The 23,579-nt window shown below is 45.5% G+C and carries 23 protein-coding genes and 1 pseudogene; 22 read left to right on the forward strand and 2 right to left on the reverse strand.

Going from position 1 to position 23,579, the window contains the following annotated elements:
* A pseudogene (locus tag AB5026_RS05650) lies at positions 1 to 886 on the reverse strand (sensor histidine kinase); the annotation flags it as partial.
* 285 nt (positions 887 to 1,171) lie between these two features.
* Between AB5026_RS05650 and AB5026_RS05655 the strand changes: the two are divergent.
* The 13 genes from AB5026_RS05655 to thiI all read left to right on the forward strand — a co-directional run bounded on the left by AB5026_RS05655 (position 1,172) and on the right by thiI (position 15,867).
* A complete protein-coding gene (locus tag AB5026_RS05655) occupies positions 1,172 to 2,368 on the forward strand; it encodes an extracellular solute-binding protein (protein WP_227945654.1) in 1,197 nt (398 codons plus the stop codon).
* 78 nt (positions 2,369 to 2,446) lie between these two features.
* The gene (locus AB5026_RS05660) at positions 2,447 to 3,325 is read left to right on the forward strand and encodes a carbohydrate ABC transporter permease (RefSeq protein WP_044961978.1); all 879 of its coding nucleotides are present in this window, start codon (positions 2,447 to 2,449) and stop codon (positions 3,323 to 3,325) included.
* A gap of 11 nt (positions 3,326 to 3,336) precedes the next feature.
* Positions 3,337 to 4,191 carry a carbohydrate ABC transporter permease gene (locus tag AB5026_RS05665; protein WP_021652326.1) on the forward strand — a complete coding sequence of 285 codons (855 nt, stop codon included), beginning with the start codon at positions 3,337 to 3,339 and terminating at the stop codon, positions 4,189 to 4,191.
* A gap of 41 nt (positions 4,192 to 4,232) precedes the next feature.
* Positions 4,233 to 5,342, forward strand: a complete 1,110-nt coding sequence (locus AB5026_RS05670) for a glycoside hydrolase family 172 protein (protein WP_021652327.1) — start codon at positions 4,233 to 4,235, stop codon at positions 5,340 to 5,342.
* 15 nt (positions 5,343 to 5,357) lie between these two features.
* On the forward strand, positions 5,358 to 6,611 hold the full coding sequence (locus tag AB5026_RS05675; protein WP_237971358.1) for an ABC transporter substrate-binding protein: 1,254 nt from the start codon (positions 5,358 to 5,360) through the stop codon (positions 6,609 to 6,611).
* Between the two features lie 176 nt (positions 6,612 to 6,787).
* Positions 6,788 to 7,831 (forward strand): heat-inducible transcriptional repressor HrcA, encoded by a 1,044-nt coding sequence (gene hrcA, locus AB5026_RS05680; RefSeq protein WP_015527075.1) that lies wholly within the window; start codon positions 6,788 to 6,790, stop codon positions 7,829 to 7,831.
* A gap of 18 nt (positions 7,832 to 7,849) precedes the next feature.
* Positions 7,850 to 8,485 (forward strand): nucleotide exchange factor GrpE, encoded by a 636-nt coding sequence (gene grpE, locus AB5026_RS05685; RefSeq protein WP_059085388.1) that lies wholly within the window; start codon positions 7,850 to 7,852, stop codon positions 8,483 to 8,485.
* Positions 8,486 to 8,538: 53 nt separating this feature from the next.
* A complete protein-coding gene (gene dnaK, locus AB5026_RS05690; RefSeq protein ID WP_110102502.1) occupies positions 8,539 to 10,431 on the forward strand; it encodes a molecular chaperone DnaK in 1,893 nt (630 codons plus the stop codon).
* A 21-nt stretch (positions 10,432 to 10,452) separates the two neighbouring features.
* Positions 10,453 to 11,643: a molecular chaperone DnaJ gene (dnaJ, locus tag AB5026_RS05695; RefSeq protein ID WP_110102501.1), complete on the forward strand. Its 1,191-nt coding sequence runs from the start codon at positions 10,453 to 10,455 to the stop codon at positions 11,641 to 11,643.
* A gap of 158 nt (positions 11,644 to 11,801) precedes the next feature.
* Positions 11,802 to 12,755, forward strand: coding sequence for a 50S ribosomal protein L11 methyltransferase (gene prmA, locus AB5026_RS05700; RefSeq protein WP_368212954.1), 954 nt, complete (start codon positions 11,802 to 11,804; stop codon positions 12,753 to 12,755).
* Between the two features lie 4 nt (positions 12,756 to 12,759).
* A complete protein-coding gene (locus AB5026_RS05705) occupies positions 12,760 to 13,503 on the forward strand; it encodes a 16S rRNA (uracil(1498)-N(3))-methyltransferase (protein ID WP_092071274.1) in 744 nt (247 codons plus the stop codon).
* A 3-nt stretch (positions 13,504 to 13,506) separates the two neighbouring features.
* Positions 13,507 to 14,661 (forward strand): cysteine desulfurase family protein, encoded by a 1,155-nt coding sequence (locus AB5026_RS05710; RefSeq protein WP_368212955.1) that lies wholly within the window; start codon positions 13,507 to 13,509, stop codon positions 14,659 to 14,661.
* A gap of 24 nt (positions 14,662 to 14,685) precedes the next feature.
* Positions 14,686 to 15,867, forward strand: coding sequence for a tRNA uracil 4-sulfurtransferase ThiI (gene thiI, locus AB5026_RS05715; RefSeq protein ID WP_015527083.1), 1,182 nt, complete (start codon positions 14,686 to 14,688; stop codon positions 15,865 to 15,867).
* 165 nt (positions 15,868 to 16,032) lie between these two features.
* On the opposite strand, the gene AB5026_RS05720 is transcribed toward thiI, so the two are convergent.
* Positions 16,033 to 16,269, reverse strand: a complete 237-nt coding sequence (locus AB5026_RS05720) for an HPr family phosphocarrier protein (RefSeq protein ID WP_015527084.1) — start codon at positions 16,267 to 16,269, stop codon at positions 16,033 to 16,035.
* A 133-nt stretch (positions 16,270 to 16,402) separates the two neighbouring features.
* Here AB5026_RS05720 and mtaB point away from each other — a divergent pair, with 133 nt between their 5' ends.
* The 9 genes from mtaB to AB5026_RS05765 all read left to right on the forward strand — a co-directional run bounded on the left by mtaB (position 16,403) and on the right by AB5026_RS05765 (position 23,552).
* Positions 16,403 to 17,731 (forward strand): tRNA (N(6)-L-threonylcarbamoyladenosine(37)-C(2))-methylthiotransferase MtaB, encoded by a 1,329-nt coding sequence (gene mtaB / locus AB5026_RS05725; RefSeq protein ID WP_021652336.1) that lies wholly within the window; start codon positions 16,403 to 16,405, stop codon positions 17,729 to 17,731.
* Positions 17,732 to 17,916: 185 nt separating this feature from the next.
* Complete coding sequence (locus tag AB5026_RS05730; protein WP_015527087.1) at positions 17,917 to 18,189, forward strand: IreB family regulatory phosphoprotein; 273 nt, start codon at positions 17,917 to 17,919, stop codon at positions 18,187 to 18,189.
* A 1-nt stretch (position 18,190) separates the two neighbouring features.
* The gene (gene ruvX / locus AB5026_RS05735) at positions 18,191 to 18,643 is read left to right on the forward strand and encodes a Holliday junction resolvase RuvX (protein ID WP_173759870.1); all 453 of its coding nucleotides are present in this window, start codon (positions 18,191 to 18,193) and stop codon (positions 18,641 to 18,643) included.
* Positions 18,644 to 18,735: 92 nt separating this feature from the next.
* A complete protein-coding gene (locus tag AB5026_RS05740; RefSeq protein WP_059086846.1) occupies positions 18,736 to 19,005 on the forward strand; it encodes a DUF1292 domain-containing protein in 270 nt (89 codons plus the stop codon).
* Positions 18,987 to 20,921 (forward strand): ribonuclease J, encoded by a 1,935-nt coding sequence (locus AB5026_RS05745; RefSeq protein ID WP_173722747.1) that lies wholly within the window; start codon positions 18,987 to 18,989, stop codon positions 20,919 to 20,921. The genes AB5026_RS05740 and AB5026_RS05745 overlap by 19 nt, the downstream gene beginning before the upstream one ends.
* Positions 20,922 to 20,925: 4 nt before the next feature.
* Complete coding sequence (locus tag AB5026_RS05750; RefSeq protein ID WP_021652339.1) at positions 20,926 to 21,264, forward strand: YlbF family regulator; 339 nt, start codon at positions 20,926 to 20,928, stop codon at positions 21,262 to 21,264.
* Positions 21,265 to 21,275: 11 nt separating this feature from the next.
* Positions 21,276 to 21,680: an endolytic transglycosylase MltG gene (locus AB5026_RS05755; RefSeq protein ID WP_015527091.1), complete on the forward strand. Its 405-nt coding sequence runs from the start codon at positions 21,276 to 21,278 to the stop codon at positions 21,678 to 21,680.
* Positions 21,677 to 22,369, forward strand: a complete 693-nt coding sequence (locus AB5026_RS05760) for an O-methyltransferase (RefSeq protein WP_021652340.1) — start codon at positions 21,677 to 21,679, stop codon at positions 22,367 to 22,369. The genes AB5026_RS05755 and AB5026_RS05760 overlap by 4 nt, the downstream gene beginning before the upstream one ends.
* The gene (locus tag AB5026_RS05765) at positions 22,329 to 23,552 is read left to right on the forward strand and encodes a U32 family peptidase (protein WP_015527092.1); all 1,224 of its coding nucleotides are present in this window, start codon (positions 22,329 to 22,331) and stop codon (positions 23,550 to 23,552) included. Before AB5026_RS05760 ends, AB5026_RS05765 begins: the two co-directional genes overlap by 41 nt.
* The last annotated feature ends 27 nt before the right edge of the window (positions 23,553 to 23,579 follow it).

Below are 23,579 nucleotides of genomic sequence, written 5' to 3' on the forward strand. Positions count from 1 at the left end.
GGATGTGCGTGTTGCCCTGAATATAGCTTTCCGGGATTTCGGTAACATGAAGCCAGCCATTGCTTAAGGTGCAGCAGTTATAATATTTGTCGCCGCTGTGAAAAGAAGAATCTGCATTTCCTTTGAGTTTCTGAAACTGTGCTTTGGAAATTCCGGATAAATTCAGTGAGGATGTATTTTTTGCTGCAATCTCTCCGTGATCTGTGAGAATGTAGCTGTATATGCGGGAATCCAAAGCAGCAGGCTGCAGATAAGTGGTAAGCTCTGAGGTGTCCAGAGCAATGCCGTAGGCGTATTCCAGAATACCGGTGGCCTGATTTTTCAGTGCCCGGACGCAGAGGATCACATCGGCAGATGATTTTTTTGTGGACAGTATTTTAGGCAGAGGCATATTGGAAACCGGTATCCAGACAGAGGAAAAGCCTGAACCGGAAACAATATTTTTATCCAGACCATATGCAGAAAGCTCATCTGTGGAAAAGAAGTACAGGCTTTCTTTTGAACCGAGCTGATCGGGCTGCAGAAAAACATATATATGGAAGAAATCGAATGTGGATTTATACAGCGAAATATTGTTTTTTACAGTGGTGAATTTTTTCAGTGCATCTACCTTATTAGAGGAAGGCTGATTTAGGGAGTACATTTGAAACTGTATGGTATCTGCTACATTTTCAACCTGACCGAGGCGGTCGTTCAGCTGAGAGACCAGCTGCTTGTCAGTCATTACGGCAGAATCGATGATACGATCTCTGGCAATGTTATAGGAAATGTGATAGCTGATGAAGGTCAGGGAAATCAGAGGTACCATAGTTGCGATCAGAAATGCGAGCAGGAGCTTATAGCGAAATGAGGAAAAAATGGGTGGGATACATTTGTGGAATTTCATAGTACATACTCTCCTTTATGTCGAAAACAAATTAATGAAACCGAATCCAGCTGTGAAAAAAAGCCGTTACAAATATAGATTATATAAAAGGATTATAAAAAATTAACAACAAAAATACAAGAGAACGAAAAATAATATAAAGAAATCATAAAATATTGTATTTAGAATGAGGGGGCTCTCTGGTATCCTTAAACCATCAAAAACAGGTGTGGACAAACACGAAAATGTCCAGAAAGGAAGAAAGATATGAAGAAAAAAGTAATGAGTGCAGTTTTGGCAGCAGCGATGGTTGTGGGTATGGCAGGTAACGTGGTTACTGTTTCCGCAGAGGAGAAATATGATCTTACCTTATACAGCATCGACACCACAGACCCGGATTTTGAGGACTGGCTTGCAAATGTGGAAGATGCCACGGGCCTGAACATTAATGTAATTGCGGCACCTACAGATACAGATACCCGTCAGCAGAAGATCACCACAATGCTTTCCACAGGAGATGCTTCCGTGGATGTCATTCAGATCAACGATGAGATGAGTGCGGCATTTAAAAATTCCGGATGGCTGGAAGGACTGAATGATACAGTAATGACAGATGATATCGCTGATCAGTTTGCCCAGGGATATGTAAAGAATATGATCACAGATAAGGACGGAAACATTATCGGTGTTCCAGGCTATACAGGATATTTTGCATTCTGGGTAAATCAGGAGATCATGGATGAGGTCGGAATCAAATCCATTGATACAAAAGAGGATTTCATGAAGTATATGAAGGCTGTTTCCAAGGACGGAAGATTCGGCTACGGCGGTTCCTGGGAGAAAACTTATGCATTTAACGAGCTTGCACAGTTTGTAAACATGTTCGGCGGCGATTATTTTGACTGGACCAAAGAGGAAAACAAGGAAGCAGTTCAGTTCCTCCACGATCTGGTTGCTGATAAAGAAACATCCATCGAGCAGATCGCTGATAAATATGAGCAGATGAATCCGAAGATCAATGACGGAAAATACGGATGCTGGTTCATGTGGGGCCTTGGAACAGATTATGCAAAGGCAGATATGCTTGGCGCAGATAAGATCCACATGGAAATGGTACCGGATTTCAGCGGCAAGGGAGAGCGTGCGATCTTTACAGATTCCTGGAGCTATGTTCTCAACAAAGCATCCAAGAATAAAGATGCAGCTGTGAAATTCCTCCAGTATATGGCTGATGAAGGCGGAATGGAAGCTTCCTATAAAGCATTTGACAGATATCCTGCAAGAAAGGATGTTGCAGAGAAGGTAGTTCCGGATTCTGACCCGGCAAAAGAAATGTACAGCAGATATGCAAATGAATGCAATGTACAGGGACGTCCGATGGTGGCACAGACAATGGAATTTATCAGCGATATGGGAACAATCTTCCAGTCCTGTATGAAAGACGAGATTACAGTTGATGAGTTCTGCAAGAAGGCTCAGGATGTGGTAGATATGTATAAGTAAAAGATATAAAAAAACAGCAATGTAAAGCAGAGGTAAAAGTCTGCTTTACATTGCTTGATGAACAGGGAGGAAAGTTCCATGACAATAAGCAAAAAAAATATGAAGTGGATACCATGGCTTTTGATCCTGCCGGTTGTACTGATTCGAGGTTTTACAACAGTATATCCCATTCTGATGACTGTGAAAAACAGCTTCTTTAATATCAGTATCCTTGCAGGTATCAATGAATTTATAGGCTTCAAGAATTACCTGAAGGTATTTTCTGATCCTAAAGTGCTCACATCGATCAGCTTTACGGCAATATTTGTGGTTGCTTCCATGATCTTTCATGTGATCCTCGGAGTTATCCTGGCACTGATCCTGAATATGAAATTCAAAGGCCGCCGTTTTCTGAGGACCATCGTGCTGATCCCGTGGGCTATGCCTGCAGTAGTAGCCGGTATGGCTGCAAAATGGGCATTTAACAATGATTATGGTCTGATCAATGATTTTATCCGCTGGTTTGTACCGGGTTACCAGAACAGCTGGCTGATCAATACAGGTACTGCAAGAGCAGCGGTAATTGCAATGGACCTGTGGAAGGACCTTCCGTTCTTTGCAATTCTTGTACTTTCCGGACTTCAGTTTATTTCCGGCGATATCTATGAGGCAGCAAAGGTAGACGGTGCAAACGGGATCCAGAGCTTTTTCCGGATCACACTTCCGCTGATCGCAAAAAATGTCCTGACTTTATGTATTCCGTTCACACTCTGGAGACTGACAACCTTCGATCTGGTTTATTCCATGACATCTGGAGGCCCTGGAGAGGATACTGCGCTGATCGCATACAGAATCACAACAGAAGCATTTACAAATCTAAACGTAGGATATGCTTCGGCGCTGGCTATGCTGCTGTTTGTTGTAATGGCGATCTTCAGCTGGCTGAATATACGTGTTATGAATAAGTTTGACAGTTAGGGGGAATTATCGTGAAGAATACAGGAAAATATAATGTTTATCATGGAGTGGTAGCCGTTGGAAGATGGGTTCTGTTTGCAGTTGTGGCTTTTCTGATCCTGTTCCCGGTTTACTGGATCTTTATTTCTTCGATCACACCGTCAGGAGAACTGTTTAAAACACCGATCGATTATCTTCCGGATCATCCCACACTGGAAAGCTATAAATTTCTGATACAGAATGTAGGACTGCTTTCAAAGATCGGAAATACAGTTCTGATCGTAGGCATTACACTTGTGATCAGTACCGTGCTGTGTGCAATGGCTGCCTATGGCTTCTCAAGATTTAACTCAAAGGGAGTTTCTGTTGCATTTGCGTTTGTTCTGGCTACCATGCTGATCCCTGAGGTTGTCACAGCCCGCCCGCTGTATGAGTTTATGCAGAAGGTAAAGCTGTATGATACATATCCGGGACTTATCCTTCTTTATATCAGTACCGTTATACCGTTTACGGTTCTGATCCTCAGAAACTTTGTCGGTGAGATCCCGATCTCACTGGAGGAGGCAGCTGCTATTGACGGCGCATCTTTTTCACAGAGACTGTTTACGATCGTTCTGCCGCTGATGAAGCCGGCAATCGCTACGGTTTGCATTATCAACTTTATTACCTGTCTGAATAACTTTTTCACACCGTTGTTTTATTCAAATGGTATTCAGGTACTTTCTGTTTCCATCGTACAGCTTCCGTTACGTGACAACATGTATGGAGTTCCGTGGGATCTGGTCAGCGCCATGGGATGGATCATCCTTCTTCCGATCATTATCTTTGTAGCTGTTTTTGAGAAACAGATCATGGATGGTATCATGGCAGGTGGAGTAAAAGCGTAAATATAATATTTTTAATTTCCAAAAGAGAGGAGAAAACAGATATGTATCAGGCATTTACAGGCGGACTGGGAGGGATCGCACTTGCAAAGCATGGAAAAAGCCGTGCGATCAACGCAGAAAATCCTCATGGAGAAAAAGGCAGAGGCGGTATGGCTGCAAGTCATCTGGGACCGTCCAGAAAAGGAAGCCCGTGTCTCAGGGATATTGAGCCGGGAACTGTGGTAACTCTGGCAGAAATGGAAGGACCGGGACAGATCAATCATATCTGGATCACCGTTGATAACAAGACTACAGAGGCAGATTGCTTTGTACTGAGAGATCTTGTAATCCGTATGTACTGGGATGACGAGGAAACTCCTTCCGTGGAAAGTCCTCTGGGTGATTTCTTCTGCTGCGGATTCGGAAGGGAATGTTTTGTAAATTCTGTTCCGGTGGCTGTTGTTCCAAACAGGGGCTTTAACTGCTATTTCCCGATGCCGTTTAAGAAGAAAGCAAAGATCACACTGGAAAACCAGCATGCAAATAAAATCCCGGCTTTCTTTTATCAGGTAGATTACTGTCTCTATGATGAGCTTCCGGACGATATTGCTTATTTCCATGCGCAGTGGAGAAGGGAACGGTTGACAGAAAAAACAAAAGATTATACAATTTTGGATGGAGTAAAAGGAAAAGGCCATTATATAGGAACCTACATGGCACTTACCACACTGGAACGTTACTGGTGGGGCGAGGGAGAAATGAAGTTTTATATTGACGGAGATGAGGAGTATCCGACCATCTGTGGAACAGGAACGGAAGATTACTTTGGTGGTTCCTGGAGCTTTGCCAAACAGGTGGATGGAAAAACCGTGGAACAGAATTATAACACGCCGTATCTGGGATATCCGTATTATTCTGCCCATGACGAGCTGATCCACAATTTTTATCATAATGATGACTGCCCGCCAATGAGAGGCTTTTACAGATGGCATTTACAGGATCCAATCTGCTTTGAAGAGGATCTTCGCGTTACGATTCAGCAGATAGGCGTCGGATACCGTGGCCTGTTTGAACGACAGGATGATGTGGCAAGTGTAGCGTACTGGTATCAGACACTTCCTCATGCACCGTTCCAGCCGTTGATGTCAAAAGAGGATAGATGGCCCAGATAAAAAGGGTGGTAGAGATTGAAAAAACAGGTATTTTGCGGGGTATTTGCCCTGGCTCTGGCAGTGACAGGATGTGGAGTCCAGAAGAAGGAGGCTGCATCTGATATTGTGCCGGAGAACAGACAGGAACTGACGATCCTTCATGTGGATGCAGGCACAGAAGGCTTTGATTCTTTTATCAGCCAGGCGGAAAAAGATCTTGGAATAAAGATCCATATTGAAAAATGTCCGGCCAATGCGGACAATCGCCAGGCCAAAATAGCAACTCTTCTGACATCAGGAGATGATTCTGTTGATCTGATCACAGTAAATGATGAGATGATATCCGAATTTAAACATAAGGGATTTCTTCTTCCGTTGGAAGATACGGTTATGACAGAGGAGACAGCGGCGAATTTTCTGCAGGAATACCTGAAAGAAATATGCATGTCAGACGGACATATTTTTTCGGTACCGTTCAGGATGGATATCATGGCATTCTGGGTGAACCAGGAATTGCTGGATCAGGCTGGTCTGGACAGACTCTCCTGTCTCAGTGATCTTGAGATCCTTCAGAAAAAGCTTCAGAATACGGGAAAATATGCATATGGGGATGCATGGGAGATTTCTTACATATATAATAGTATCAGCGAGTATGTCGATTTTTTCGGAGGAGATTATACAGACTGGACGGATCCGAAAACAAGAGAAGCGGCAGAATATATGAAGCGAATGCTGGATACAGGGATGATATCAGAGGAGAATCTGATCGACCAGCATGACCAGCTGAATGAAAAATTTATAAACGGCCAGTATGGATGTATGTTTATGTATACCGGTGTGTTGAGTACTTTTCAGAATGCAGGCGTGTATGGAAAAGATAAGATCCATATGGCACCATTTCCGGAATTTGACGAGAAGGTGACCAATATCGCAACCTGGCAGTATGTACTGAATAAAAATTCTGATCATAAAGAAGCAGCTCTGAAGTTCCTTCAGTATGTGTCCGGATATGAGGCCAGTAAAAATTACGGACAGCTGACAAAAATGTGTCCGGCAAGACTGGATGTGATCGAGGATAAGAATTTTGATCTGGATGGCATTGAAATGATCCGGCAATATCTGAAAGATTATAAGCTGAAGGCAAGACCACTGTGTGCCGATTCCATAGAAGCCGTTTCGTCCATGGGAACGGAATTTCAGAAATATATGCTGGGACAGAAAACAGAAGCGGAATTTTTTGCCGGGGCACAGAACTGCATAGACCAGTATTACAAAAAAGCATCGTACTGATGCTTTTTTTGTTTTGAAAAAATAAGAACTTTTTTTCAAAACATATTGACAAATATTTTACATGGTGATATCTTAAAGACTGTAGATGTTAGCACTCCACTAAAATGAGTGCTAACAGATGTAAAAAAAGAATCAACATCCGTCAGGAAAGAATAAAAAGGAAAGGAGATGGATTCATGGAAGAGGTGTTGAATGAGCGCAAGCAAAAAATCTTAAAAGCAATCATCAAGACCTATATGGAAACCGGAGAACCGGTTGGTTCCAGGACCATTTCCAAGTATGCGGATCTCAATGTCAGTTCCGCAACGATCCGAAATGAAATGTCAGACCTGACAGATATGGGCTATATCGTCCAGCCTCATACCTCAGCAGGAAGGATTCCTTCAGATAAGGGCTACAGACTTTACGTCAATGAGTTGATGAAGGAGAAGGAAGCGGAGGTCGCAGAGCTGCGAGATCTGATCATTGAGAAGACAGATAAGATGGATAAGGTGCTTAAGAAGGTTGCGAAGGTTCTTGCTTCCAATACCAACTATGCTACCATGGTTTCCGTTCCGCAGTACAGCGGCAACAAGATCAAGTTCATCCAGCTGTCGAGAATGAGCGAACTTCAGCTTGTGGCAGTGGTTGTCAGTGACAACAACACAGTCCGGAACCAGATCATCAATCTGGATGAGGAAATGGACGACCAGACGATCCTGAAACTGAATCTTCTTCTTAACACCAATCTCAATGGGATCCCGATCCAGGATATCAACCTTGGGATGATCGCCAGACTGAAGGAACAGGCAGGCAGCCACAGCGGTGTGGTGGCAACGGTTCTGGATGCAGTGGCAGCCACCATTCATGTGGAAGAGGAAGATATGGAGATCTATACTTCAGGTGCAACTAACATTTTCAAGTATCCGGAGCTTGCCGATAAAGAGAAGGCAACGGAGCTGATCTCCGCATTTGAGGAGAAGCATGAACTTGCCGATCTTGTAAAAGAACAGATGTCAGATGGAGAGAATACAGGAATTCAGGTTTACATCGGTGATGAGATGCCAATCCAGACCATGAAGGACTGCAGCATTGTAACTGCCAGATATGAACTGGGAGACGGAATGTACGGAACCATCGGGATCATCGGTCCCAAACGAATGGATTATGAGAATGTAGTGGACAGTCTGAAGGAACTGAAGAATCATCTGGATGACGTTTTGAAAAAGAAGAAAACTTAGAAAGGCGGTAGAAAAAAAGTGTCGGAGGAAACAAAGAAAACATCCGAAGAGCAGGAAGCGGAGAAGGAAATCCCCGTAACTGACGGAGATCAGGAAGAAGAAAACCTGACACCGGAGGGAGAAGATCTGCCGGAGGAAGAAAACAATACTCCAGGCGAAGAAGCTGCCTCAGAGGATAAAAAAGAAGAAAAATCAAAAACTTCCTTCTTCGGAAAGAAGAAAAAAGATAAATCTGAGCAGAAGGTGGAGGAACTTACCGATCGCCTGAAGCGTACCATGGCTGAATTTGATAATTTCCGTAAAAGAACGGAAAAAGAAAAATCCAGTATGTACATCATCGGAGCAAAAGAGATCGTTGAAAAGATCCTGCCGGTTGTGGATAACTTTGAAAGAGGTCTTGCACAGGCACAGGAAGGCGATGCTTTTGCAGATGGAATGAAAATGATCTACAAGCAGCTTACCACAACACTGGATGAGCTTGGCGTGAAGCCGATCGAAGCAGTGGGAAAGGAATTCAACCCGGATTTCCATAATGCAGTGATGCATGTGGAGGATGAAGAGGTTGGAGAGAACATCGTGGTGGAAGAATTCCAGAAGGGTTACACCTACAAGGATTTCGTAGTACGCCACAGTATGGTGAAGGTTGCGAACTAACTGACAACAAACTTTATTTTAACAGATACAGACTAAAACAGGAGGAAAAAATCATGGGAAAGATTATTGGTATTGACTTAGGTACAACAAACAGCTGTGTAGCCGTAATGGAAGGTGGACAGCCGACAGTTATCGCAAATACAGAAGGCGCAAGAACAACACCATCCGTTGTAGCATTCACAAAAACAGGAGAGCGTCTGGTAGGTGAGCCTGCAAAACGTCAGGCAGTTACAAATGCAGACAGAACGATCTCCTCTATCAAAAGAGAGATGGGTACCGATTACCGTGTAACCATCGATGACAAGAAATATTCTCCACAGGAGATCTCCGCAATGATCCTTCAGAAACTGAAAAAGGATGCAGAGGCATATCTTGGTGAGAAAGTAACAGAGGCAGTTATCACAGTTCCGGCTTACTTCAACGATGCTCAGCGTCAGGCTACCAAAGATGCAGGTAAGATCGCAGGTCTTGATGTAAAACGTATCATCAACGAGCCTACAGCAGCAGCTCTTGCATATGGTCTTGACAATGAGAAAGAGCAGAAGATCATGGTATACGACCTTGGCGGTGGTACATTTGATGTATCTGTGATCGAGATTGGTGATGGTGTTATCGAGGTTCTTTCCACAGCTGGTAACAACCGTCTTGGTGGAGATGACTTTGATAAGAAAGTCACAGATTACATGCTTGCTGAGTTCAAGAGAACAGAGGGCGTAGACTTAAGCAATGATAAGATGGCTCTTCAGAGACTGAAAGAGGCAGCTGAGAAGGCTAAGAAAGAGCTTTCTTCCGCAACAACAACAAACATCAACCTTCCGTTCATCACAGCTACAGCTGAGGGACCGAAGCATTTCGATATGAACCTTACAAGAGCTAAATTTGATGAGCTGACACATGATCTTGTAGAGATGACAGCAGAGCCGGTTCGCCGTGCACTGTCTGATGCAGGTATCACAGCTTCTGAGCTTGGCCAGGTACTTCTGGTTGGTGGTTCTTCCCGTATCCCGGCTGTACAGGATAAGGTAAGACAGTTAACTGGCAAAGAGCCGAGCAAGAACCTGAACCCGGATGAGTGTGTTGCACTTGGTGCTTCCGTACAGGGTGGTAAACTTGCAGGTGATGCAGGTGCCGGTGATATCCTTCTTCTGGATGTTACTCCACTGTCACTGTCCATCGAGACAATGGGTGGTATCGCAACTCGTCTGATCGAGAGAAATACTACAATTCCTACAAAGAAGAGCCAGATCTTCTCCACAGCAGCAGATAACCAGACAGCTGTAGATATCAACGTTGTACAGGGTGAGCGTCAGTTCGCGAAAGACAACAAATCCCTCGGCCAGTTCCGTCTGGATGGAATCCCGCCAGCACGTCGTGGAGTTCCGCAGATCGAGGTAACATTTGACATCGATGCCAACGGTATCGTTAATGTATCCGCTAAAGACCTTGGAACAGGTAAAGAGCAGCACATCACAATCACAGCTGGTTCCAATATGTCCGATTCCGATATCGACAAAGCTGTCAAAGAAGCAGCTGAGTTCGAGGCTCAGGATAAGAAACGTAAAGAGGCGATCGACACAAGAAACAATGCAGACTCCATGGTATTCCAGGTTGAGAATGCTCTGAAGGAAGCAGGCGACAAGCTTGATGCAAACGATAAAGCAAGTGTTGAGGCAGACCTCAATGCACTGAAGGATCTTCTTGCACAGACAGCAAATGCACAGGAGCTTACTGATTCTCAGGTTGCAGATATCAAGGCTGCACAGGAGAAGATGATGGAGAGCGCTCAGAAACTGTTCTCCAAGATGTATGAGCAGACTCAGGGAGCTCAGGGTCAGGCTGGTCCTGGACCGGATATGGGCAACATGGGCGGAAACGCTGGTGCTCAGGGCGGAAATGAAGCAGGATACGGCGATGATGTTGTAGATGCTGATTACAAGGAAGTCTAAGACAAGTAGGAAATAATTACAATGGCTGATAAAAGAGATTATTATGAAGTCTTAGGTGTGGATAAAAACGCCGACGACGCAACATTAAAAAAAGCATATCGTAAGCTGGCCAAGAAATATCACCCGGATGTAAATCCGGGTGATAAAGAGGCTGAGGCGAAGTTCAAAGAGGCGACAGAGGCTTACTCCGTTTTAAGTGATGCCGACAAGAGAAGACAGTATGATCAGTTTGGTCATGCAGCATTCGAAAACGGCGGCGGAGGCGGTGCCGGCGGCTTTGGTGGATTCGACTTCAACGGTGCGGATATGGGAGACATCTTCGGAGATATCTTCGGAGACCTGTTCGGCGGCGGAGGCAGAACCAGACGGGCCAACAATGGACCGATGAAGGGTGCCAACCTTCGTGCACGTGTGAACATTACTTTTGAGGAAGCGGTTTTCGGATGCGAGAAAGAGCTGGAGATCGTTCTCAAAGATGAGTGTACCACATGTCACGGAACCGGAGCGAAACCGGGAACATCACCGATCACCTGTCCGAAATGTAAAGGCCAGGGCCAGATCGTTTACACCCAGCAGTCCATGTTTGGTATGGTACGTAATGTTCAGACCTGTCCGGACTGTAACGGAACCGGTAAGGTGATCAAGGACAAATGCAGTGCCTGCCGTGGAACCGGATATACCTCTTCCAGAAAGAAGATCCAGGTATCTGTACCGGCCGGTATCGACAATGGCCAGTGCATCCGTATCCGTGAAAAAGGTGAGCCGGGAACCAACGGCGGTCCGAGAGGAGATCTGCTGGTTGAGGTAAATGTAGCCCGTCATCCGATCTTCCAGAGACAGGATATGAATATCTTTTCAACAGCTCCGATCACATTTGCACAGGCTGCACTTGGCGGTGAGATGCGTATTAATACCGTTGACGGTGAGGTTTCCTATGAGGTGAAACCGGGAACACAGACGGATACAAGAATCCGCCTGAAGGGTAAAGGTGTTCCGTCATTACGCAACAAGAACGTTCGTGGTGACCACTATGTAACACTGGTAGTCCAGACTCCGACAAATCTCAATGAGGAAGCAAAGAAAGCTCTGGAAGCTTTTGATGCGGCATGTGGAAACCGTCCGTCCGAGGACAGCACATCCGAGACTTCCGAAAAAACCGAAAAGAAGAAAAAAGGTTTCCGTGAGAAAGTTAAGGAAATGTTTGAGGAATAAATAAAGTGAAAACAGGAAAGAGGCACAAAATGCCTCTTTCTTTTTTTTCTGTATTCGTGTATATTAAAAGAAGTGCCCGTTTTCGGGACAATAGAAAACAGGCGACAGACTGGAATGAAAATCCGTAAATGTGTATACAGCATAAGGAGATATAAAAGATGAAATGGAACCGTTTTACACTTAAGACAAAAACAGAGGCAGAGGATATTGTGATCTGTACACTTGCCGAGGTGGGGATTGAAGGTGTGGAGATCCAGGACAAACAGCCGCTGACCGATGAGGACAAAGCACAGATGTTTGTGGATATCATGCCGGAGGGACCAGCAGATGACGGCATCGCATATCTGAACTTCTATCTGGAAGAGGATGCGGATACCGAGGCAATCCTGAAAGATGTGAAGGCTGCACTGGAGGATATGAGAAGCTTTGTGGATATCGGAGAGGCAACCATCACAGAATCCCAGACAGAGGACAAGGACTGGATCAATAACTGGAAACAGTACTTCCATCAGTTCTATGTAGACGACATTCTGATCGTACCGTCCTGGGAAGAAGTGAAGGCAGAAGATAAGGACAAGATGATCCTCCACATTGATCCGGGAACTGCCTTTGGTACAGGAATGCATGAGACCACACAGCTTGTGATCCGTCAGCTGAAGAAATTTGTGAAGCCGGGAATGGAGATCCTTGATGTGGGAACCGGAAGTGGAATCCTGGGAATCGTTGCACTGAAGCTTGGTGCAGGTCATGTGGTTGGTACAGATCTTGATCCCTGTGCAGTTCCGGCAGTGTCTGAGAACAAGGAGGCCAACCAGATCGAGGAGAAATCCTTTGACATGATGATCGGAAACATCATCGATGACAAAGAAGTTCAGAATCAGGTCGGATATGAGAAATATGATATCGTAACTGCAAATATCCTGGCAGATGTTCTGGTACCGCTGACTCCGGTGATCGTTGCACAGATGAAAAAAGGCGCTTACTACATTACATCAGGCATCTTGGATGTAAAGGAGGATGTCGTAGTGAAGGCTGTAAAAGACGCCGGACTGACGCTTGTTGAGGTGACTCATCAGGGCGAGTGGGTATCTGTGACAGCAAGAAAGGACTGATCTCATGCAGCGATTTTTTGTGGAACCTCATCAGATCGACAGGGACAGACATGAGATCCGTATCACAGGAAATGATGTCAATCATATTGTCAATGTGCTCCGCATGAAAAAAGACGAGGAGCTCTGGATCAGCGATAAGGAAAAAGAATATCACTGTGTGATCGAAAACGCGGGGGAGGATGAAGTCCTGCTTCATATCCTCTATGTACAGGAGCCGGATTATGAGCTGCAGAACCGTATTTATCTTTTTCAGGGACTGCCGAAGGCTGATAAGATGGAGCTGATCATCCAGAAGGCAGTAGAGCTTGGAGCATATTCCGTAGTTCCGGTTTCAACCAGACGCTGCGTGGTAAAACTGGATAACAAAAAAGCAGAAAAAAAAGTATCCCGCTGGCAGCAGATCGCAGAAAGTGCGGCAAAACAGTCCAAGCGTATGCTGGTGCCGGAGGTACATTCTGTGATGACCTTTAAAGAAGCCCTTGTCTATGCAAAAGAACTGGACGTTCTATTGATCCCTTATGAGCTTGCAAAGGGAATGAAAGAGACGAAAGAACTGATCCGGTCGATCGAACCGGGAAAAAGCATCGGTGTCTTTATCGGCCCTGAGGGTGGTTTTGAAGAGCAGGAAGTGGCAGATGCCATGGAAGCCGGTGCGAAACCCATCACCCTGGGACACCGGATCTTACGGACAGAAACCGCGGGACTCGCAGTACTTTCTGTTCTGATGTTTCAACTGGAGGATGAATAGATTATGGAAGCATATTTTGACAATTCCGCGACAACGAGATGCTTCGATGAAGTAAAGGATATTGTCTGCAAAACCATGACAGAAGATTTCGGAAATCCTTCTGCCATGCATAAAAAGGGAATGGAAGCGGAGAATTATGTCCGCAGAAGTGCCCAGACCCTTGCAAAATTACTGAAAGTGAATGAAAAAGAGATTCTTTTTACCTCCGGTGGAACAGAATCGGACAATCTTGCTATTATCGGCGGCGTGGAAGCCAACAAGCGTATGGGAAACCATATCATTACAACGGCAGTGGAGCACGCGGCAGTGGCCCAGCCTTTTGCCTATCTGAAAGAACAGGGCTATGAGGTGACTATTCTTCCTGTGGATCATCAGGGCGTTGTAAAGCTGGATGCACTGGAAGCGGCTCTTCGTCCGGATACCATTCTGGTGTCTGTGATGTACGTGAACAATGAGGTGGGAGCCGTGATGCCGGTAGAAGAGATCGGAAAGCTTGTCCATGAAAAAAGTCCGAAAGCACTTTTTCATGTAGATGCCATCCAGGCATTCGGAAAGTATCGTATCTATCCGAAAAAGCTGGGGATCGATCTTCTTTCTGTGAGCAGCCACAAGATCCATGGACCAAAGGGCGTAGGCTTTCTCTATATTAACGAAAAAGTAAGAGTACAGCCGCAGATCCTTGGCGGCGGACAGCAGAACGGTATGCGTTCCGGAACAGACAATGTGCCGGGAATCGCAGGCCTTGGCGTTGCCGCAGATATGGTATACACAGATTTTGATAAAAAGATACAGCACATCTATGCTCTGAAGGAGCGGATGGCAGAGGGTCTTTCAAAGCTTGGCGATATCACTGTCAACGGAATGCCGTTAATGGAGGGAGCGCCACACATCATGAGTGTAACCTTCCACGGAGTACGGAGTGAGGTTCTTCTCCATACGCTGGAAGAATTCGGAGTATATATTTCCGCAGGAAGTGCATGCTCCAGTCATAAGAGAAAACCGAGTGCAACACTGACAGCTATGGGACTTTCAAGAGCGGATGTGGAGAGTACCGTCCGCATCAGTTTCTGTGAGGAAAATACCTTTGAAGAGGTAGATTACTGCCTGGAAGCACTGGGAAAAACAATTCCGATGCTGCGCAGGTATGCACGTCGATAGAGAATACAGAAGAAAGGGATTTTTATGTTAGTACATGCATTTCTGATCAAATATGCGGAAATTGCCCTTAAGGGAAAAAACCGCTATCGTTTTGAAGATGCTCTCGTACATCAGATGGAGATCGCACTCTCCAAGATCGAGGGAGATTTTGAAGTAAAAAAAGAGCAGGGAAGAGTTTATGTATTCTGCCCGGAGAACTATGATTACGATGAGGCTGTAGATGCGCTGCAGCATGTATTCGGTATTGTAGGCATCTGCCCGGTTATGATCTATGAAGAACAGGGCTTTGAGAAGCTTGCCGAAGATGTTGTGGGTTATATGAAGCAGTGGCATCCGGACTTTAACGGAAGCTTCAAGGTCTGGACACGCCGCGCAAAGAAATCCTATCCGATCAGCTCCATGGAAGTCAGTGCTGAGCTTGGCGGACGTATCTTGGATGCGTTCCCGGAGGCAAGTGTAGATGTTCATCATCCGGAGCTGGATCTTTCTGTTGAGATCCGTGACAAGATTTACGTATATTCCCAGACTATTCCGGGCGCAGGCGGAATGCCCATCGGAACAAACGGAAAAGCCATGCTTCTTCTTTCCGGTGGGATCGACAGTCCGGTTGCCGGCTATATGATCGCAAAACGTGGTGTCAAGATCGATGCGGTATATTTCCATGCACCGCCCTACACCAGTGAGCGCGCAAAACAGAAGGTAGTGGATCTTGCCCGCCTGGTAGCCAAATACAGCGGACCGATCCGTCTCCATGTAGTTAACTTTACAGATATACAGCTTTATATTTATGATCAGTGTCCTCATGATGAGCTTACTATTATCATGAGAAGATATATGATGCGTATTGCCGAGCATTTCGCTAAAAAAGACCGTTGTCTCGGACTTATCACAGGTGAGAGCATCGGACAGGTTGCAAGCCAGACATTACAGAGCCTTGCTTCTACAAATGAGGTCTGCACACTTCCGGTATATCGTCCGGTGATCGGCTTTGATAAAGAGGAGATCGTCCGTATTTCCAGAAAGATCGATACCTTTGAGACTTCTATTCAGCCGTTTGAGGATTGCTGTACCATCTTTGTAGCGAAACATCCTGTAACAAAGCCGAATCTTAAGGTGATCCGCCGTTCTGAGCAGAAGCTTTCTGAGAAGATCGATGAGCTTATGGAAACGGCTCTGAATACCACAGAGATCATTGAAATTCAGTGATCCGTTTTTAGATAAGAAAAAACAAACAGGGAACCTCGTTGCAGAGGTTCCCTGGAATTACCGATATATCAGGAAAAGGGAGTTCATTGAGAACAGAAGGATTCTGAAAGCATGAAAAAAGAGGAACTGTATACGATACAGTTCCTCTCAAATATACAGTATAGATTAGTCGATTGTATATTTGGAAATAATCTGCATTACGTTATCCAGAGCAGCGCCATCTGCATGGATGTTGAGGTCGATCGGCTTGGAAAGATCCAGGCTGAAGATACCCATGATGGATTTTGCATCAATCACATATCTTCCGGATACTAAATCAAAATCGCAGTCGAATTTGCTGATCTCGTTTACGAATGCTTTCACCTTATCGATGGAATTCAGTGAGATTTTAGCTGTTTTCATTATAATAACCTCCCTTGATAAATTTTTGTTGTTTTACAGCTTTCATCTTACCTGTCAGTACCTAAAAAGTCAAGGTGAAAAGAGATAAAAATTGTTTTAATAATTAGTTAAAGTGTAAAAAAAGTGAGGAAAAATGGGAAATAAAGTTGCATTACACAACCTGGGCTGCAAAGTAAATGCCTATGAGATCGAGGCCATGCAGCAGCTTCTGGAGGAGGCGGGATATGAGATCGTGCCTTTTGAGCCGGGAGCGGATATTTATGTGATCAATACCTGCACAGTAACCAATATTGCAGATAGAAAATCAAGACAGATGCTCCACAAAGCAAAAAAAATGAATCCGGAAGCGATCGTGGTGGCAACGGGCTGTTATGTACAGACCGGTGGCGAGAAACTGGAAAAAGACGAAGCCATTGATCTTGTTCTGGGAAATAACCAGAAGATCAATATTGTGGAGGCACTGGCCGAATATGCGGAAAACAAACCGGGCCATGGTTCACATGTGATCAAGATCAATCAGACAAAAGAGTATGAGGAACTTTCCATTGATCATACAGCAGAACATGTAAGGGCATATATCAAGGTTCAGGACGGATGCAATCAGTTCTGTACGTACTGTATCATTCCCTATGCAAGAGGCCGTGTCAGAAGCCGGAATATTGAAAGTGTGCTGAAGGAGGTCCGTGCACTTGCGGAAAAAGGGTATAAGGAAGTGGTCCTTACAGGAATCCATTTAAGCTCCTATGGAGTGGATTTCCCGGAGGAGAAAAAAGAGACGCTGCTTTCTCTGATCCGTGCTGTGCATGAGATCGAAGGAATCAGGCGTATCCGTCTGGGATCGCTGGAACCGGGAATCGTTACAAGAGAATTTGCGGAAGGGATCGCGGCGCTGCCGAAGGTATGCCCGCATTTCCATCTTTCCCTGCAGAGTGGCTGTGATGAGACCCTGGAGAGGATGAACCGCAGATACAGAAGCGGGGAATACAGAGAGCGCTGTGAGCTTTTAAGAGAAGTGTATGGAAATCCGGCACTGACAACGGATGTGATCGTAGGCTTTCCGCAGGAATCGGAGGAAGAATTCCGGAAATCCTATGATTTTGTGGACAGCATCCGTTTTTACGAGACTCATATCTTCAAATATTCCAGAAGACAGGGAACAAAGGCGGCTGCCATGGACGGACAGCTGACAGAGGCGGAGAAATCCTTCCGCAGTGAGAAGATGATCGAGTTGCATCATCGTCATGCAGGGGATTATGAGAAATCCATGCTTGGCAAAAACCTGGAGGTACTGATCGAGGAAGAGTATACAAAGGATGGACGGACCTGGTATCTGGGACACAGCCGGGAGTATATAAAAACTGCTGTACCGAAATCGGAAGCTTATGGCGTAAATGATATCGTAATCGTAAAGGCAGAAGGCTTTCTTGAAGAGCATATCATGACCGGTGAAGCCGTGGAGTGAAGAACGGGATCGTATGTTGAAAGGTTGTTTGTTCACTGGTAATATTTTGCGAAGCGTGTTACTGAGAACGGAGTGAACAGTAACGTTGACAGTTTGTATTCGCAATCCTCGTTAAATTTAAGATTGTAATTTATGTAAATTTATATTAAAATAAAAAAGAATATATTTTAAGGACGTGAGAGACAATGGCAGAGAATAATCTGGGAAATACACAGTATTTCAGAACAAAACCGGATCAGGAGCTTCAGGTAAAGGAAGTCCTGGATCTGGTGTACAATGCAATGGATGAGAAGGGCTACAATCCGGTGAATCAGATCGTAGGATATATTATGTCCGGAGACCCGACCTACATCACAAGCCACAAGGGTGCGAGAAGCATGATCATGAAGGTGGAGCGTGATGAGCTGGTAGAGGAGCTTCTCACCGAGTATATCAAGAATAAGTCCTGGGAACGGTAATATGAGAGTACTGGGACTGGACTATGGCTCGAAGACCGTTGGGGTTGCAGTGAGCGATCCCCTTGGTCTGACAGCCCAAGGTGTGGAAACCGTATGGCGCAAGCAGGAAAACAAGCTTCGTCGTACTCTGGCACGTATTGAAGAGATCATTTCGGAGTATCAGGTTACGGAGATCGTTCTGGGATACCCGAAAAATATGAACAATACAGTAGGAGAGCGGGCCGAGAAATCTCTGGAGTTTAAGGGAATGCTGGAGAAACGTACAGGTCTGCCTGTTGTTATGTGGGATGAGAGACTGACTACCATGGCGGCAGACCGTACTCTGGAGGAGACCGGTGTGCATAAGGAAGACCGTAAACAGTATCTGGATCAGGTAGCAGCAGTCTTTATCCTGCAGGGATATCTGGATGCTGCCGCATACAGAAGAGAGCAGCAGGAAGGCGTGGAAGAATGATCGGAAACGCAAATAGATATTTTGAGCGGATCAGGTAGCAAATGCGGATTGTGAATATCCGCTTGACAAGAACGGATAAGGAAGAATTAAATATGGAAAAAATAATATTTCAGTCAGACGACGGCACAGCTGCTGAGTTTTACGTAGAGGAGCAGACCAATATTGCGGGTGTGACTTATCTTTTGGTGTCCGATTCACAGGATGAGGAAGCAGACGCATATATTCTGAAGGATATTTCAGCTCCGGGAAGCACAGAAGCCTGTTATGAGATGGTCGAGGATGATGACGAACTTCAGGCTGTATATGCAGTTTTTCAGCAGATGCTGGATGACGTGAATTTTGAATGGAGGAGCGATTTTTGAAAAGCGAGAACAACGATGACAACAAAAATGCGGAGAGCAGAGTACAAGTTTCCGCAGGCGGTGCTAGAAGAACCGCAGCAAGACAAAAGAATGCCGGATCAAGAACAAGACAGTATCGTGGTGGCAGCAAAAACCGTCAGGATAAGCCTTTCCGGCCAACAGCAAAGAAAACAGCAGCCGGTGGCGCTGTAAAAAACAGCAGAAACACACAGAAACCGGCAAAGACCGGCGGCAGGCCATCCGGTCGGAAAACCGGCCGCAGAACAACATCCAAGCTTAAGATCATACCACTTGGCGGTCTGGAGCAGATCGGAATGAACATTACCGCTTTTGAGTATGGCGACAGTATTGTAGTTGTAGACTGTGGTCTTTCTTTCCCTGAGGACGATATGTTGGGAATCGATCTGGTCATTCCGGATGTAACATACCTTAAGGAAAATATTTCCAAGGTGAAAGGATTTGTGATCACTCATGGACATGAGGATCATATCGGAGCTCTTCCGTATGTGTTGAAAGAGATCAATGTTCCGATCTATGCTACCAAGCTGACACTGGGACTGATCCGCAACAAACTGAAAGAGCATAACCTTATGCGTTCTACCAAATTGAAAGAGGTAAAACACGGGCAGGTGATCAATCTTGGGGATTTCGCTGTGGAATTTATCAAAACGAATCACAGTATCCAGGATGCATCCGCACTTGCTATTTATTCACCGGTGGGAATCGTGATACACACAGGAGACTTTAAAGTTGATTATACACCGGTATTTGGAGATGCCATCGATCTGCAGCGTTTTGCAGAGATCGGCAAGAAGGGTGTGCTTGCACTGATGTGTGAGAGTACCAATGCAGAGAGACCGGGATTTACAATGTCCGAGCGTACAGTGGGACATGTATTTGATAATCTTTTTAATGAGTACCGTACATCCAGGATCATCATTGCAACCTTTGCATCCAACGTGGATCGTGTGCAGCAGATCATTAACACTGCATACCGGTTCGGAAGAAAGGTTGCTGTGGAAGGCCGCAGTATGGTCAATGTTATTTCCGTAGCGTCAGAGCTTGGCTATCTGCAGATCCCGGAGAACACACTGATCGAGATCGATCAGGTGAAGAATTATCCGGACGACAAGGTGGTTCTGATCACAACCGGAAGTCAGGGTGAGTCCATGGCGGCACTTTCCCGTATGGCAGCCAATATCCATAAAAAGATCACGATCAAGCCTAACGATACCATCATTTTCAGCTCCAATCCGATCCCCGGAAATGAAAAGGCAGTTTCCAAGGTCATCAACGAACTGTCTATGAAGGGAGCCAAGGTTATTTTCCAGGATGTCCATGTTTCCGGACATGCCTGCCAGGAGGAGATCAAGCTGATCTACTCCCTCGTAAAACCGAAATATGCCATTCCGATCCATGGTGAGTACCGTCATCTGACCGCACAGAAACACATTGTGGAAGATCTGGGAATCCCGAAGGAGAATATTTTTATCCTTTCTTCCGGAAATGTTCTGGAGTTGGACGGACAGGATGCCAAGGTGACAGGAAGCGTTCATACAGGTGCGATCTTCGTAGACGGACTTGGCGTTGGCGATGTGGGAAATATCGTACTCCGTGACCGTCAGCATCTGTCTGAAGATGGAATCATGATCGTAGTTATGACACTGGAGCGCCACAGTAATGTAGTTCTCGCAGGTCCGGATATCGTTTCCAGAGGTTTTGTGTATGTAAGAGAATCTGAGGATCTTATGGAGCATGCCAGACAGGTTGTGGAAACTGCACTGGATTCCTGCCTGGAGAACAATATCACGGACTGGGGCAAGATCAAAACCGAGGTCAAGGATGCCCTTGGAGAGTATCTGTGGAAACGGACCAAGAGAAATCCTATGATCCTGCCTATCATTATGGAGGCGTAGGTTCATGGATGAGATCAGCATGGAGATCGAGAAGCTTCTCGATGCTGTGCACAGAAGCGATGAATATCAGGAATATCAGAAACAGGCAGCCCAGCTTGAAGGGGATCCTGAGCTGAAAGCCAGAGTGATGAGATTCCGTGGAGATAATTTCAGACTGCAGAATCATTCAGACAAGGATGAGCTGTTCCATATTGCGGAACAGCTCAATCAGGAGTCTGCAAGTCTGAGACAGAACCTGAAAGTAAATGCCTATCTCGACGCAGAGCTTGCGCTGTGCAGACTGATGCAGCGGATATGCAGGACGCTGGTGGACGGGATCGACATACAGATTCCTGACTTATAGGAGGAAAGACTATGGCAGACACAAGAGACAAGGTTGGCAGGGCCGGCGTTTTTCTGGCTGGAGGGGTATTTAAAACCGCTGTATATATCTTTATTATCGTATTTCTGATCTGGGTTGGAAAATCAGCATATCAGTTTGGCTACGATGTGTTTAACCAGCAGGCTATGAGCCCGGGAGAGGGACAGCAGGTCACGGTAGTCATAAAAGAAGGTGCCTCTGCATATAAAGTAGGCAAGACACTGGAGCAGAAGGGGCTTATCAAGGATGCGCTTGCATTTACCATACAGGAAAGAATGTCCGCATATCACGGACAGATTAAAGCAGGTACATACCTTCTCAGTACAGCTTATACACCGACCAGGATCATTGCAGTGCTGTCAGGAGAAGAGAGCAAGGAAGGATCGAACAGCCAGTGATCGTAGAAGAACGCATGCAGACCTATATCAATTCACTGGATATGGGGAATACTCCATTTCTGCAGGAGTTGGAGACAAAGGCACTTGCAGACCGGGTGCCGATCATCCGGAGAGATATGCAGAGCTTTATGAGGATGCTTCTGGCACTGAAACAACCGAAGCGCATTTTGGAGGTGGGGACTGCCGTAGGCTTCTCCACACTTCTTATGTGTGAGTATGGGCCGGAAGATATGGAAATTGTTACCATAGAGAATTATGAAAAAAGAATTCCTGTCGCAAAGGATAATTTCAGGCGCGCAGGAAGAGAGTCACAGATCACGCTTCTGGAGGGAGATGCCGGAGAGATCCTGAAGAATCTTACCGGAACCTTTGATATGATCTTCATGGACGCAGCCAAGGGCCAGTATATCCACTGGCTTCCTGACGTGCTGAGACTGATGAAAGAGGGAAGCGTGCTGGTATCTGACAACGTGCTGCAGGAAGGGGATATTATTGAATCTCATTATCTTGTGGAACGGCGTAACCGTACAATCTATAAAAGAATGAGAGAATATCTCTGGCAGCTGACTCACAGTCCGGTGCTTCGTACATCGGTGCTTCCTCTTGGAGACGGAGCGGCTGTAAGTGTAAAAACAGGAGAACAGGTTTATGAAACGACCAGAACTATTGGTTCCGGCGAGCAGCCTTGAGGTTTTAAAGGTTGCCGTCATATATGGTGCAGATGCTGTTTACATCGGCGGAGAAGCTTTTGGACTTCGTGCAAAGGCTAAGAATTTTTCAAAAGAAGATATGTGTGAGGGAATCGCATTTGCCCATTCCCATGGTGTAAAGGTTTATGTGACAGTAAACATCCTGGCGCATAACCGTGATCTTGAGGGTGTAAGGGAATATCTTCAGGAACTGAAGGAGATCGGACCGGACGCACTGATCATCGCAGATCCGGGAATCTTTATGTATGCAAAGGAAATCTGCCCGGAGATCGAGCGTCACATCAGTACACAGGCAAATAATACCAATTATGAGACTTACCGTTTCTGGTATAACCTTGGTGCTAAACGTGTGGTAAGTGCAAGAGAGCTTTCTCTGGAAGAAATCCGGGAGATCCGGGCACATATTCCGGAGGATATGGAGATTGAAACGTTTATCCACGGCGCCATGTGCATTTCCTATTCCGGAAGATGTCTTCTCAGTAACTTTATGGCAGGAAGAGATGCCAATCAGGGAGCCTGTACCCATCCCTGCAGATGGAAATATTCTGTTGTGGAGGAGAAGCGTCCGGGAGAATACATGCCGGTATTTGAAAATGAGAGAGGAACTTTTATTTTTAATTCCAAGGATCTCTGTATGGTAGAACATATGGAAGATATCCTTACAAGCGGTATTGACAGCCTGAAGATCGAAGGACGTATGAAAACAGCTCTTTATGTGGCAACAGTGGCAAGAACCTACCGCAAAGCCATTGACGACTGTATGGAAAGTCCGGAAAAATATCATGCAAATATGCCGTGGTATCAGGAGCAGATCTCAAACTGTACCTACCGTCAGTTTACCACCGGATTTTTTTACGGAAAGCCGGATGAGAATACCCAGATCTATGACAGCAACACATATGTAAGAGAATACACATATCTTGGATTTGCAGAAGAGATCGATGAGAGAGGTCTGGCAAGACTGACACAGAGAAACAAGTTTTCTGTAGGAGAGACCATCGAGATCATGAAACCGGACGGAAGGAATATTCCGGTCACAGTGGAAGCCATTTATAATGAAGAGGGCGAAGCTATGGAGAGTGCACCACATGCTCAGCAGAGGATCTATGTGAAACTGACTGAGATGCCGGAGGTATTTGATATTCTCCGAAGAGGTGAATGATCCGAAAGGGTGGATAAGAGAGTAAAG

Source organism: Blautia sp. RTP21359st1_E11_RTP21359_211015 (genome assembly GCF_040910705.1).
Taxonomy (GTDB): Bacteria; Bacillota; Clostridia; order Lachnospirales; family Lachnospiraceae; genus Blautia_A; species Blautia_A fusiformis.